The following is a 15,052-nucleotide window of genomic DNA, read 5'->3' as shown; positions in this document are numbered from 1 at the left end:
GTGGACTTCGTGGACGCGAACATCTTGCTCTATGCATATGATGTGGCGGCCGGTGAAAAGCACGAAGTGGCCAGCGCGCTTGTCGATCGCCTATGGCGTGAACGCCGTGGAGCATTCAGCGTGCAGGTTCTGCAGGAGTTCTACGTCAGTGCGACGCGCAAGATCGCAAAGACGATGGGTCCCGACGTCGCGGTCGACACGCTCAAGAACCTGGTGCGATGGCGCGTCCACTCGCCGTTGCCCGATGACGTCATCGCCGCAGCGACTTTGTCGAGTCGTCACCGGCTTTCGTTCTGGGACGCCATGATTGTCCGCAGTGCCGCCGAATTACGTTGTGACACTTTATGGACGGAGGAGCTCAACGACGGTCAGGTTATCGAGGGGGTACGTGTAGCGAATCCGTTCGCGCACACATGAATCGAACCCGCAGAGAGAGGCCTCGCTGACTCGACAGCCGAGCTGCCATGTTCGACGCGATGTTGACGGTCAGTGCGGCTGAGACATGAGGCCCAGTTCCTCGAACCGGGCCAATGCCAGCTCGCGCTGGTCTGCGTCGAAGGCCTCGAAACGCGTCACGCGTTCGCTGTCGAAGGCTGTGAGCGTGATAAGCGGAATCTCGATCGCGGCGCCATCGGTCGAGGTGCCCCGCAAGACCACGTAGTTCACAGCTCCCATCGCCGAGTGCGTGAGAACCTCGGCGAGTTCGACCCAATAGTCGGGCACGAGCGACGCCATCATTTGAAACGACGTCATGTTATCGGCGATCGTCTGGACACCTGGCGTGGACAACTGCCGGTGGTTGATGAAAGTGGCGCCGTCGCTCAGTTTGGCGAAAGCATCCCAGTCATGGCGGTTTAGGGTCTCGGTCAGCTTTTGCACCGACACAATGATCTCGGGATGCGCGACCTCTCCGGAGGCGATCCAGCGATCGGTAAGTTCAGCCATTGCGCCGTTGATGTCGTCGGGATCGAAACTCGTGATGACCTGCATGAGGCCTTCGTGGCTGACGCCCGTGACTTGCAAGGACTCGACGATGATCGGTCCATCGGGAAAATCGGTGTCGCGGTAGCAGAATCGGGTCAGCGAAAGTCGAGATCCCCTGATGGCAAGCGGCTCCACCGTCGCCTGCACGCTGGTGGGTGGAGTCTCGAACATCGCCTGCGCAGCCTTCGCGATTGCGGGTCCTTCGACTAGATCCCGCAAGCCTTTCCGCCGGTCCTCATACCGGAAATCCGCAGTGGTGAGGGCAAGGCAACCGTCCACGTCGCGGCGATTGAACGCATCGGTTAGGCGCGCCCAGGTTCGGGTTGCGGCGTTGTCAAGCGGTGGTGCCCGCCGATCGAGCTCGTCGAACCTTGCGAGCGCGGCGGCAATGTCTGCCTCGTCAAAAATCTCGCAGCGGCTGATCAGTTCGCCTTCGACCGTAAAGATGTCCGTCATACGCCACTCGGCGTCGAAACCCTCTTGCGAGGTCCCTGTCGCTACATAGGTGACGACTGCCCCTAGGTCACTCAGCCGATGTACAGCCTCAACGTAGGTCCTAATGCTCACCGTGAGGTCAAAGCTCGCGCGGATGTATGCCTTCAGGTCACCAGACCCGATCGCAGCTACTTGTCGATGGTCGATGTCGGCGAATTCTGCGGTTGTCGCGGGGATTTCGCGTCTGTTGAGGGTGGCGCAAGCCCGCGCGATGACCGACCACGTCTGCGAGTGGACGGCCGCTTCTCCGGCAAGGTATCGCGCATCGAGTTCTTCGAAGGCGGCGTCGATGTCGTCGAGGTCAATCATGACGATCGCGGTGATCTGCTCGTCGGCGTTGAGCTCGATGATGCTGAGGTACTCGGTGATAAATCCGTCGGGCACTTGACCGCGGTGCGAGAAGCGACCACGCAGGAGGACAAGGCGCTCGCCGCGGGTCGCGATGACGGTGGACGTGACGTTCGCGAGCCACAGGTCAGCTGTCGCGCGCATGTTCACGATCCAGCCGTCTCGACCATGTCCGATACCGGCACCCACCACTCGACGGCGATCGTCTCTGAAAAAGTCGTCGGCAAGCATCTCTGCCATGGCGTCCCAGTCGCCTGTCGCGAAGTGCGCCAAGAGGCGCGCGCTCACTTGGCTTGCCGCGTTTTCGAGCTGCCGCACCTGCGGTTGCAACTCGTCGAACCGGGCGAGCGCAGCGTCGAGGTCTTCCTCGTCGAAGATTTCGCAGCGGTTGAGCAGATCACCATCGACCGTGAAAACGTTGACCATCCGCCACTCGGCGTCGAAGCCGTCTGGTGAGGTGCCTTGACCTACGTGCGTGACAACGGCTCCGATTTCGCTCAACTGATGCACGGCCTCAATGTGGACGTGGAGGTCGGGAGCGACGTCCCACACGCTACTAGCACCTACGGTCAGATCAACCGCCTCGTTTATTACCAGCCGCCGATGATCGATGCTCACCGAATCCGTTGTCATTGGCGGTAATTCGTGACGATTGAACCCGGCGTATGCTCCCGCGATCACCGACCACGTGGGCGCGTGGGCGGCCGCCTCGCCGGCCAGGTAGCGGGCTTCGAGTTCCGCCAACGCAGCGTCGATGTCCTCGGGGTCGAACACGACCTGCGCCGCGGCACGGTTGTCCGTGTCGATCTCGATGATGGTGAGTGTTTCGGTGTAAAAGGCTTCGGGCCGCTGGTCTCTGCCCGACATGCGGGCCCGACAGAGGGCGAGGCGCTCACCGCGGGTCGCAATGGTTTTCAGGGCAATGTTTGCGACCCCGAGGTCGGCGATGGCACGCATGTTCGCGATGTCGGCGTCTCGGCCGTGTAGGTTTCCGGCGTTCACCGTCCGACGGCGATCGTCGATGGAGCATTCTTCGGCCAGTAGTTCCGCCCTGGCGGCCCAGTCGCGCGCCGCAAAGTTTGCCCGAAGGCGTTCGGCCACTTGGGTTGCCGCGTTTTCCGGCCGTGGTGCCTCCGACTGGAGTTTCTCGAATCGGGCGAGCGCGGCATCGAGGTCTGCGTCCTCGAATACTTCGCAGCGGTTGATACGGTCACCTTCGACCGTCACGAGTAGGGCTATTCGCCACTCGCCGTCGAAGCCTTCTAACGAGGTCCCATTCGCCTGATAGGTGGCGACCGCTCCGAAATCGCTGAGCCGATGCACCGCCTCGATGTGGATGCCGAAGTCTGGTGTGACGTCCCAAACCCGCAGAGCTGCTTGCGAAAAAGCCTCAATTATGGGCAGCGGCCTGTGGTCGACGGTGATGTAATCCACCGCGGTGAGTTCGTGTCGATTGAACGCGGCGCGTTCCCGCACGATGACCGACCATGTGTGCGCGTGGGCGGCCGCCTCTCCCGCGAGGTACCGGGCATCCAGCTCTTCGTAGGCGGCGTCGATGTCATCAAGGTCGAATACGACGGCCGCGATGATCCGGTGGTCGGCATCGATCTCGGCGATGCCGAGCATCTCAGCACCCAGCTCGCCGGGCAGGAGTCCCCGGTTGACGGAACGGATATGAGCGAGGGCGAGGCGCTCCCCGCGGGTTGCAACGATGCTCGAAAATATGGTCTCTGCGCCGACCTCGACGGCGGCTCGATTGTCTGCGATGTACAGATCTCGGCCCTGTCGAATACCCGCGTTCACAACGCGACGGCGATCGTCCACGACAATGTCGTCTGCCAGCAGCTTCGCCATGGCAGACCAGTCCCGGGCCGAGAAGCACGCGAAGTATCGCTCAACCATTTGGCTTGCCGCGTTTTCGAGTCGTGGCGCCTGCGGCTGCAGCTCCTCAAATCGTGCGAGGGCTGTGTCGACGTCTGCCTCGTCGAATACTTCGCAGCGGCTGATGAGGTCACCTTCGACTTTGAAAACGTCGATCGTTCGCCACTCGGCATCAAAGCCCTCTTGCGATGTCCCTTTCAGGACCTGGGTCACGACGGCTCCGAATTCGCTCAGCTGGTGTACAGCCTCGATGTAGAAGCTGATTTCCGGAGCAAGGTCCCACATCGCACGAAGAGATGCGGCGGCATCAACGGCCTCGATCCGTACGACTGGCCGATGATCGATGTAAACCGAATCTGTTGCCGTGGGGGGAAGTTCGCGCCGGTTGCCCGCTGCCTGGGCCCGCGCGATGACCGACCACGTGCGTGAGTGTGCGGCCGCTTCGCCGGCGAGGTATCGGGCGTCGAGTTCCGCGAAGGCGGCGTCGAGGTCGTCGGTGTCGAATGTGACCATCGCGGCCATCCGTTCGTCAGCGTCGATCTCGCAAATACCAAGCGCCTCGGCGCCGACCTCGCCGGTCATGCCGCGGTTGAAGATACGCACATGAGCGAGGGCAAGCTGCTCCCCGCGGGTCGCGATGACGCTCGAATAGAAGGTCGGGGCGCTGACTTCGACGGTGGCTTGCATGTCCGCGATGTGCAGATCGCGGCCACGTCGAACCCCTGCGTTGACGACATGTCGCCGGTCGTCTGCGACGACGTCGTCGGCCAGCAGCTGTGCGAAGGCGGCCCAATTGCGAGTCGTAAAGCACGCTTGATACCGCTCGATTACTTGGCTTGCCGCATTGTTCAGTCGTGGCGCCTGGTGCTGCAGTTCCTCAAATCGGGCGAGGGCGGCGTCGAGGTTTGACTCGTCGAAGACCTCGCAGCGGTTGATCCGGTCGCCTTCGACAGTCGCAAGTTCAATCATTCGCCACTCGGCGTCGAAGCCTTCTAGCGAGGTCCCATTCGCCTGATAGGTGGCGACCGCTCCGAAATCGCTGAGCCGATGCACCGCCTCGATGTGGACGCCGAAGTCTGGCGTGACGTCCCAAACCCGCACAGCTGCTTGCGAAAGAGCCTCAATTATGGGCAGCGGCCTGTGGTCGACGGTGATGTAATCCACCGCCGTGAGTTCGTGCCGATTGAACGCGGCGCACTCCCGTGCGATGACCGACCACGTGCGTTCGTGCGCGGCAGCTTCGCCGGCAAGGTAGCGGGTGTCTAGTTCCTCGAAGGCGGCATCAATGTCGTCAAGGTCGAATGCAACAATCGCGACGATCCGCTTGCCGACGTCGATTTCGGCGACGGCGAGCCACTCGGCGCCGACCTCGCCAGGCGAAAAGCCACGGTTGAAGGCGCGGGCATGAGTGAGGGCGAGGCGCTCGCCGCGGGTCGCAATGACGCGCGAAGATAGTATCTCTGCGCCGGCCTCGACGGCGGCTCGATTGTCTGCGATGTACAGATCTCGGCCCTGTCGAATACCCGCGTTCACGACCCGGCGGCGATCGTCCAAAATCATGTCGTCGGCCAGCAACTCCGCGAGGGCGGACCAGTCCTGGGCCGAGAAGCACGCGCAGCATCGCTCGGTTATCCGGCTTGCCGCGTTTTCCAATCGCGTTGCCTGCGCATGCAATTCATCGAAGCGAGCGAGCGCGGCGCCGACGTCTTCTTCGTCGAAGAGCTCGCAGCGGCAGACCTGGTCACCTTCGATGGTCAGCACCTGGATCATCCGCCACTCCGCGGCGAAGCCATCTGGCGAGGTGCCATCGGCCGTATGGGTGACCACCGCTCCAAAATCGCTGAGCCGATGCACCGCCTCGATGCGGATGCTGAGGTCTGGTGTTTGGTCCCAGAAGGCGTGGACAGAGGCTGGCAAGTTGCTGGATGCGAACAGTGCACCTGGCCGATGGTCGATGACTACCCAGTCCGGCCGGGAGAGCTCATGTTGGTTGAACGCGGCATACGTGCTTGTAATGACCGACCATGTGTGCGCGTGGGTGGCCGCTTCTCCTGCGAGATACCGGGCGTCGAGCTCTTCGAAGGCGGCATCGACGTCGTCGAGGTCGAACACGATGCACGCTGCGAACCGCTCATCCGCATCGATCTCAACGACCTGATGAACCTCGAGTCGAATCGCCTCGGGGTCGCGGCCCGAGGCTTGCCAGCGGGTGAGAATGAGGTGTTCGCCGCGGGTAGCGATGATGTCCAACGTGACATTGGTGAACCCGACGTCTTGAGCGGCCCGCAGATCTTCGATCGCCGCGTCTCGTCCCTCTCGGAGCCCGGAATTCACGGCCCGGCGGCGATCATCTTGGTAGTAATCCTCGGCGAAATCCTGCGCCATGGCCGCCCAGTCCCGGTTCGCAAAGTGCGCCAAAAAGCGCTGCGACACGGCATTTGTCAACCGCTGAGGCGCCTGCGAATGCAGCTCTTCGAAGCGGGCGAGCGCGGCGTCGAGGTGTGCCTCGTCGAAGAATTCGCTTCGGTTGAGCTGATCGCCTTCGACAGTCAGAACTTCGATCATCCGCCATTCAGCGGCGAAGCCTTCTGTCGAGATCCCATGCGCCGTATAGGTGACGACAGCGCCGAAACCGCTGAGCCGATGTACCGCCTCGATGCGGGCGGTGAGGTCTGGCGTGAGGTCCCAAATGGCGCGTATGGCTGCTTGCAGATCACTTGTGTCCATCGGAGCGACCGGCCGATGGTCGATGGTTACCCAGTCCGCCGGGGGAAGTTCGTGCCGGTTGAATGCGGCGCATTCCCGCACGATGACCGACCATGTCTGCGAGTGTTTGGCCGCTTCGCCGGCGAGGTAGCGCGCCTCCAGCTCGGCGAAGGCGGCATCGAAGTCGTCGGGGTCGAACGCGACGTGCGCGATAAGTCTTCCGTCGTCGTCGATCTCCGCGATGCCGAGCGCTTCGGTATGGAATGCGTCCGGGCGTTGGTCTCGGCCCGACAGCCGGACACGGCTGAGCGCAAGGCGCATGCCGCGGGTCGCGATGACGGTCAGCATTGCGTTCGTCACTCCGATGTCTGCGACGGCCCGCATATTGCCGATGTCGAAGTGCCGACCGTGATGGGTACCGGCGCTCACCACGCGGCGGCGATCCTCAGTGGAAAGGTCATCGGCGAGTAGTTCCGTCATGCCGTCCCAGTCGCGGGCTACGAAGGAACTCCAGAAGCGTTGGGCGACTTGTGTTGCCGCGTTCTGCAGCCGCGGTATCGGCGGCTGCAGTTCTTCGAACCGGGTGATCGCGGTGTCCAGGTCTGTCTCGTCGAATAGCTCGGAGCGGCTGACTAGGTCGCCATCCAGAATCTTCATGCTGATCTCGCGCCACTCGGCGTCGAAGCCGTCTGGCGACGTCCCCTGCGACGCTTGCGTGACCAGCGCTCCGAAGTTGCTCAGCCTGTGCACGGCCTCGATATAGATCCTGGCTTGCGGCACGAGTTCCCATGTGGCGCGGAGGAATGCGGGCAGATCACCGGCCTCGAACGATCGCCCTCGCCGGTGGTCGGTATTGACCCAGTCCGGTGTCGTCGGCGGTATCTCGTGCCGGTTGAGCGCGGCGTACCACCGCGTGATGACCGACCATGTGTGCGCGTGCTCGGCTGCTTCGCCTGCCAGGTATCGGTCATCGAGTTCTTCGAAGGCGGCGTCGATTTGGTTGAGGTCGAATGTCACGACTGCTGCGAACCGCTCGTCGGCGTCGAGCTCCACTATCTGCAGGACATCAGTGAACTGGAACGCCTCGGGTAGCTCGTCGTTGCCCACATGTTCCCGCCTGAGGACGAGGCGCTCCCCCCGGGTGGCGATGACGGTCGACGAGAGTCTCTGGGTTCCGATATCGGCGATAGCTTGCATATTCGCGATTTCGGCATCCCGACCGTGTCGCACACCGGCGTTGACTACCCGCCGACGATCGTCGTCCAATACGTCCTCGGCCATCATTTCGGCCATCGTGTCCCAGTCGCGGGCGGTGAAGCACATCTGGAACCGCTCGATTGCTCGGCTCGCCGCATTTTCCAACCGCGGTGCCGGTCGACTTAGCTGATCGAATTTCGCAATCGCTGCGTCCAGTTCTGTCTCGTCGAATAGCTCGCTGCGATTGACCAAGTCGCCGTCGACCATCGAAAGGCTGACGCCCCGCCACTCGGCGTCAAAGCCCTCGCGCGAACCGCCATGGGCCGCAAAGGTGCAAACCGCGCCGAGACCGCTTAACCGGTGCACAACTTCGACGTAGGTGCGGACGGTCTGGTCGAGTTCGCACCCGGCACGGATGTACGCGTTCAGCTCGCCTGGCGCGAACGCCGTCACCCGACGGTGGTCGATAGTCGTGCAGTAAGGCGTGTGCGCGGGGAGTTCGTTTCGGCTGACCGAGGCGAAGGTCCCACTGACCACCGCCCACGTGCGCGCGTGGTCGGCTGCTTCGCCGGCAAGATACCGCGCATCAAGCTCCGCGAGGGCGGCCTCGAAGTCGTCAGGATCGAAGACGAGGTGCGCAGCGATCCGGTTGTCGGCGTTGCTCTCCAGGACGATGAGTACATCCGTGTGGAATGCCCCCGGCTCTTGATCAGGGCCCGAAAAACGCGCACGCGCCAGGACAAGACGGTTGCCGCGGATCGCAATAACGGACGATGTCAGGTTCGTCATCCCGACGTCGACGATCTCACGCGTGGTAGCAATTACCGCGTCTCGCCCGTGTCCGACTGCGATGCCTACCACTCGACGGCGATCCTCCGTCGAAATGTCATCGGCGAATGTCGCCGCTAGGGCGTCCCAGTCGTGGGCGGCGAAGTACGCGTTACAGCGTTCGTACACTTGGCTTGCGGCGTTCTCCAGCCGTGGTGTCGGCCGACTAAGTTGATCGAACCGCGCGATCGCAGCGTCGAGGTCTGTCTCGTCGAATAGCTCGCAACGGCTGAGCAGGTCGCCGTCGAACGTGAAGAGCCCGACCTCCCGCCATTCGGCCTGGAATCCGTTTTGCGAAGTGCCGTGCGCTCTTTGGGTGACAACCACTCCGAGGTTGCTGATGCGATGGACAGCCTCGATGTAGACGTTGATGTCCGGCGAGTCTCCAAATAAATCGTGGACGAATGCGGTCATGTCGCCGGGCGCGAACGCCGCTCCGCGTCGGTGGTCGATATTCGCCCAGTCCGGCGCCAGCTCGGGGAGTTCGTGTCTGTTGATAGCGGCGAAGGCGCCCGTGGCGAGCGACCACGCGCGCGCGTACGATGCCGCTTCGCCGGCGATGTAGCGGGCGTCGAGTTCTGCCAGGGCAGCCTGCAAGTCGTCGGCGTCGAACACGACGATCGCCGCGATCTGATTGTGGGAGTTGATTTCGACGACGCCCACTACATCATTTAGGAACTCCTCGGACCCGCCATTGCCTCCGGAGGTGCGCGTGAGGATGAGGCGCTCCCCACGGGCTGCGATGACGACGGACGTCATGTATGTAATACCAACGTCGGCGGCCGCTCGCAGGTTTGCAATCTCGGCGTCCCGACCGCTTCGGATCCCCGTGTTCACGACCCGCCGCCGATCGTCGGTAGACATGTCGTCGGCAAGTACCTTCGCGAGCGAATCCCAGTCGCGGGCTGCGAAGTGCGCCATATAGCGCTCAACGGCTTGGCTTGCGGCGTTTTCCAGCCGCAGCGCCTGCGGGCGCAACTCCTCGAAGCGGGCGAGTGCGGCGTCTACGTCATCCTCTTCGTAGACGTCCAACCGTGTCTCGTCCCTGCCTACATACAGGAGAAGCACACGAGGCCACTGCAATTCGTTTCCGTGGACATCGGTGCCTTCGATGACGAATTTGGCGACCATGCCGTGGGTGTCGAGCGCGTACACCGCAGGCGTCCGGTAGCGCGCGTCGGGGATGAGCGCCCACAGCTCCTCGACCGCGCGACCGAAGTCCCCCGGCGCGAACGGAACGTGTCGGTGATCGGTATACACAAGTTCGGCAATCATTCGTCCGGGCTCATGACGGTTGAGTTCGCCGAGCGTTTCCATTCCGATCTGCCAGACACGCGCGTAGGGCGCTGCCTCACCGGCTAGGTACCGCGCCTCCAGCTCTTCGTAAGCGGCCTCTAGGTCGTCCAGATCGAACGCGATCATGGCCACTATCAAGCCGTCGGTGTCGATTTCGGCGATGCGGAGTAGCTCGTTGCGGAAGGCCTCGGGCCGGTCGTCTCGGCCCGAGAACACGGTACGGGTAAGGGCGAGCCGCTCCCCACGGATAGCGAGAACGTGCGACGCCATGGTCTTGACGCCGATGTCCGCGATCGCACGCATATTGGCGAGCTCTGTAGCTCGATCGCCGCCTTGACGACGGAGCCCCCGGCGCCGGTCATCTATCTGGAGGTCGTCGGCGAACAGCTTGTCGAGTTCGTCCCAGCGGTGATCAGTGAAGAGCTCGTTGGCCCGATCATCGGTCCGACTCGCGGCATTCTCGAGCGCCCGCGCCTCTGGCGGCGTTTCTTCGAATCGGGCATGCGCGGCAGCGAGTTCGGCGACAGCGGCGTCGATGTCGTCGATGTCGAAGACCACCTGCAGCGAGATTCGGCCCTCGTTGTCGATGCCGTATAGCTGGAGCGCCTCGTCGTGCGGCGCGCCAGGGCTCTCGTCTTCAGTGAAGAGCTCCAATCGAGTGAGAGCCAAGCGCTCGCCCCGGGTGGCGATAACCCCAATGCGGGCCCGCCGGGGGCCGCTATCGCGAAGACGTCTTGCGTGATCTGCCCATGCGCCAGGCGGAAGATCGTCCCGCGTGAAGCCGATTACCTTGCGCCGACTTTCGAAGAAGACGTCGGGCGCATATATCCTCTCCACCTCTTCCCAGGCATCGCGGTTGGCGGCCGCCTCAGACTCGCGGATTACCCTGACGCACGCGTTGTCCAGTTCGGCGCTCGGATCTTCTTGTGGCGCTCGCGCAATCTGGCGGGCGTGCGCGGCGTCGAGCTCGGCGACGGCGGCGTCCATGTCTTCGACGTCGAACCACAGCAACAGCTCGATGCGGCCATCTTCATCAAGGCCGATGAGGCGAAGCAGCTCGTCCTGCGGCGCGCCCGGGCTGACGTCAGCAGTGCCGACCTCAACTCGAGTGAGAGCCAGTCGATCTCCCCGCACCGCGACCACCGCGTGACGTTGACGCACCATGCCTAGCTGGCGAGCGCGCTGTACCTCGCGTATCCAGCCTCTCGGCGAGAGATCGACGCGCGGGTACCCGACAACCTTTCGGCGACTTTCGACGTGAACGTCGGTAGCGAATTGCTGCTCGACCTCGTCCCACGCCTCGCGGTCGACAGCATCGTCTAAGCGGCCGACCGCTCGCACGCATGCGTTGTCTGGCTCGGCCTGCCGCGGTGGTTCGGGCGGAGCAGGGACGGACGGCCGGCCGGCACCGAGGATCTCGCGCGCCATCTCGGCAAGCGCCGCAGCGCCTTTCCGCTCGTACAGACCGACCGCGCGCTCCGCAGCGGCTCGCGCACCCGCATCATTGCCGGCAGCACCCAAAACCGTTGCCAGCGAGGCACATGCGTCGCCGTGATCGACCAACAAGTCGGTGCGCTCAGCAAGGGCGACGGCAGCTTCGGCCGCCCGCTGGGCCCCGTCGTGGTCATTGCCACGCGACAGCAGATGCGCCCGAAGGCTCCGCCAGGCGATCGATGGCTTCAGCGCGTGGCCGGCGAGACGCTCACTCTCCCTGCACAATTCGTCGGCCTCGTCTGCGCGGTCGAGCGCCAGACAAGTACGGCCCAGCAGCGCAGCGGTCTCAGCGGTGTCGGCGTCCAGGCCCATGCGACGAAAACCATTGTAGGCCTGGCGCAGATGCGCTTCGGCCGCGGCGGGATCGGCGGCGACCAGCTCGACAATGCCGGCGAACTGCTCAACCTCCAATAGTGCATGGCGCAGGCCGAGCTCGGTGACCGTGCGTCGCGCCGAGTCGATCATCCGTCGCGCGGCCTCAGCGCGTCCGCGGAACGCCTCCAACACAGCCTGACACCGCGTCGACGTCGCTTCGACCGCGGGGGAGTCGGTCGTGATTCGCAGTAGCCGCACCACGTCCAGACACCGTCCGCCCGCACGCGGAACCGGGTTGGGCCCCCACAGCGCCGCAAGTGGCGCGTTCGCCAAAACCGCATTCACGCGGCGGTGTTCGCGCGCGCGTCGCGCAGCGGTGAGGGCGTCGTCCAAAGCGATTTCGCAGTCGCCGATTCGACCGAGGCGAGCGAGGCACCCGGCACGGACGGTGTGCGCCATGGCTTCTCCGGCCGCGTCGTCCAGGGCGGACAGCGTGCCGGCGGCCGCGCCCACCGCGGCTTCCACCTCGTCGAGGCGTTCAGGATGGATCAACATCGAGAGTTGTCCGTCGAAGCACGTTGCCCAAGCCGCGAGCCGGGCCGAGTCGCGCGTCGCTTCTTGTAGTTGCGCCACCGCGCTTGCCGCCGAGATGACGTCACCGGCCGCCAACAGTGCCTCGCAGCGGGAGATTGTCAGCGCGGCAACCTGATCGTCACGATCGGGCAGCTCGTCGTCGATCTCCTCAAGCGCGTGCAGCGCCCGGTCGTACAGGTCGGCGGCACCTTCGTAGGCCAGTCGCGCCATCGCCTGGTCCGCCGCGCGCCGGCAGTACTCGACGGCCTTGGCGGCGTTCCCGGCCCACGCACATTCGAAGTAGTGGTAAGCCAGTTCGGCGAGCAGCTCGTCATCGGCGCCGGCCTCGGTCTCCAGCGTCGTGGCGATGCGCTGATGCAACCGCAGGCGGCGCACCGACGGCAGTTCGGCGAGCAGCGACTGTCGGACCAGGGCGTGGTTGAACCGATAGTGACCGCTGGATTCTTCGATGACGATGCCGGCCTTGCAGGCCTCGTCGAACGCGTCGACGAGATCGTCCCCGACCACGCGCTCGACCAGTTCCAATCCGAATCGGCTGCCGACGACCGCGGCTGCCGCGAGCGCCTTGTTCGTCTCCGCCGGAAGCCGGGTAAGTCGGCGGCTCACAGCCTCACGAACCCCTTGCGGCAAGGTGCTGGGATCCCAATGGCCACCACTTTCGTCGACGTGGCGCAGTGCCTCGATGAGGAAGAACGGGTTGCCACCGGTGACCGATGCCAGCGCCCGGGCCAGCTCTTCGTCGTCGAAGCCCGCCTCGGCCACATACTCGGTCACGTCATCCTCGTTCAAACCACCGAGTGCAATGCGGTTGGCTGTTCCCGAATCGACGCTGCGGTGAAGGTCGGCGAGCATTGCCGCGAGGGGGTGTGAGCGATCCAAGTCGGTGCTGCGATACGTGCCGACGATCTGGACGCGGTCACGCTCACCGAAGCGCAGTAGGTGGCGCAGCAACAGCAGCGTGGGTTTGGCCGCCCAGTGCAGGTCATCGAGAATCAGCACGACGGGCGCCCTGGCGGAGGCGATTCCCAGCAGCGCAACAACCGCGTCGAAAAGTGCGTAGCGTTCGGTGTCCGGGTCCGCGCGGGTAGGCGCGGCTAAATCAGGTAGGACATCGGTCAGCCCGGGTACCAGCGCAAGCAGTGCCTCCACACCGCGCAGCCCGCGCAGCCCATTGGCGCCAAGGCAGGGGACCAGCGAGCGCAGGGCTTCGGCGAACGGCTGGTACGGCGCACCGAGGTCCTCGTCGCAACGGCCGTAAATCACAAGAGCGCCTTGGTCATACGCCTGCCTGGACCACTCACCGGCCAGGCGCGTCTTGCCGACACCCGGTTCGCCCGCAATCAGCACCGCATTCGTGCCACCGGCGAGCGCGCGCTGCCACGCGGAAAAAAGTCCCTCAAGCTCGGGCCCGCGCCCGACGAAAGGCCCGGGGCCGCCTAGCACCGCGGGCAGGTCGGGACGGTCGATGGGCGCATCGTTTGCCGGTACCGGCGGACTGAGTTCGGCGGTAGCCAGTCGGAGTTCGAAAACATGCTCGGGTCGTGCGAGATTTTTCAGCTGGCGCATCCCGAGGTCGGCGAGCTCGACATCGTCGGCAAGTGAGTCGATGACTAGCTCGGCGGTCGCACCCGAGCACAGGATTTGGCCACCCTCAGCCAATGAGCGTAGGCGCGCGGCGCGGTTGACCGCCCGACCGAAGTAGTCGCCGTCGCGAAGCTCGGCCTCCCCGGTGTGCAGCGCGACGCGGATACGCATGGGCTCGCGCAGCGCCCATGGCTCGTGGACGATCGCTTCTTGCAGTTCGATAGCCGCGGCGGCAGCCGTCGACGGCCGCTCGAAGACCGAGAACGTGGCATCGCCTTCGCCGCGCGTCTTGATCAGCCGTCCGCCACGTGACGTGACGACCTGTTCGACGAGCTCGTCGTGTCGTGCGAGCGCCGCGGCCATGGCGCCGGCGTCTGCCTCCCAGGCGGCCGTAGAGCCCTCGATGTCGGTCAGCAGGAAGGTCACGGCCCGAGTCACCGTCGAAGGCTGTTGTGCAGCAGGTATTTCCAGCGCGGTGTCTTGCGCGACGATCGCGGCCTCGAGCCGGCGAAGGTCGGGTCCCGGGTCGACGCCCAGCTCGTCGGCGAGTAGCGTCCGGGCTCTTTGGTAAGCGCCGAGTGCTTCGCCTTGTCTGCCGGCGCGGTAGAGGGCGAGCATCAGCTGGCCCCAACGCCTTTCGCGCAGGGGCGCGTCGGCCACGGCGGCTTCCAGCTCGCCAATGATTTCCGCGGCGCGGCCGGTCAAGAGCAGCGCGTCGGCTCGATCCTCCACGAGCGCGGCATGGCCCTCGATCCACTGCGTCTTTTCGGAGGCACCACGCCGGCTGTCGGGCAGTTCGGGGATTCCGCGCCAAAGGGCGAGCGCCTCCTCGAAGCGGGCCACGGCTTGGCCGGTGTCGCCAGCGGCAGCGGCAGCGCGTCCGAGTCGGGCGGCCGCTTTGTAACGCGAGGCGTCAACCTCGCTATCGGCGAGGGTCCAACCCGCACCCTCCGTCAAGACAAAGCCGTCGCCCAGGGTCCGGCGCAGTGTCGAGATGTGGGTCGGCAGGGCTTTGGCCGCGGTGCGCGGCGGATCCTCGCCCCAGAGCAACTCGACGAGGGAGTCGGCCGCTACAACCGAACCGTCGTGCAATGCGAGCATCGTGAGAATGGCACGAGGTTTGGCGCCCGGGATAGTGACGGGCCTTCCGTCTTGCCGGACCTGGAGAGGTCCCAAAACCCCCAGTTCCACCCATGGAAGCGTACTCACATTGACCATCGTCGGTGGGGCGATTAAATGCTTGGTCAAGATCGGGTAAAGGCGCCGCGCGCCGCTAGCGGGCTAATAATGCGCGCGCCGACTCGCAAATCTCCGCGTTTGCGCTGATGTT

2 protein-coding genes are annotated in these 15,052 nt (G+C 64.3%); one reads left to right on the top strand and one right to left on the bottom strand.

Annotation, left to right across the window (positions count from 1 at the left end):
* Positions 1-9: 9 nt before the first annotated feature.
* Positions 10-417, top strand: coding sequence for a PIN domain-containing protein (locus A5791_RS00960; protein WP_231995761.1), 408 nt, complete (start codon positions 10-12; stop codon positions 415-417).
* A 69-nt stretch (positions 418-486) separates the two neighbouring features.
* On the opposite strand, the gene A5791_RS00955 is transcribed toward A5791_RS00960, so the two are convergent.
* Entirely contained in the window at positions 487-14,823 is a 14,337-nt protein-coding gene (locus A5791_RS00955; protein WP_067229514.1) for a nuclear transport factor 2 family protein, read from the bottom strand.
* Positions 14,824-15,052: the final 229 nt, after the last annotated feature.

The organism is Mycobacterium sp. 852002-51163_SCH5372311, assembly GCF_001667115.1.
GTDB lineage: Bacteria > Actinomycetota > Actinomycetes > Mycobacteriales > Mycobacteriaceae > Mycobacterium.
This window is presented reverse-complemented; position numbering and strand designations above follow the sequence as displayed.

Bases quoted from the DNA above. Each gene is read 5' to 3' on its own strand.
- A5791_RS00955 (WP_067229514.1), bottom strand. From the start codon at position 14,823: ATGCTCGCATTGCACGACGGTTCGGTTGTAGCGGCCGACTCCCTCGTC.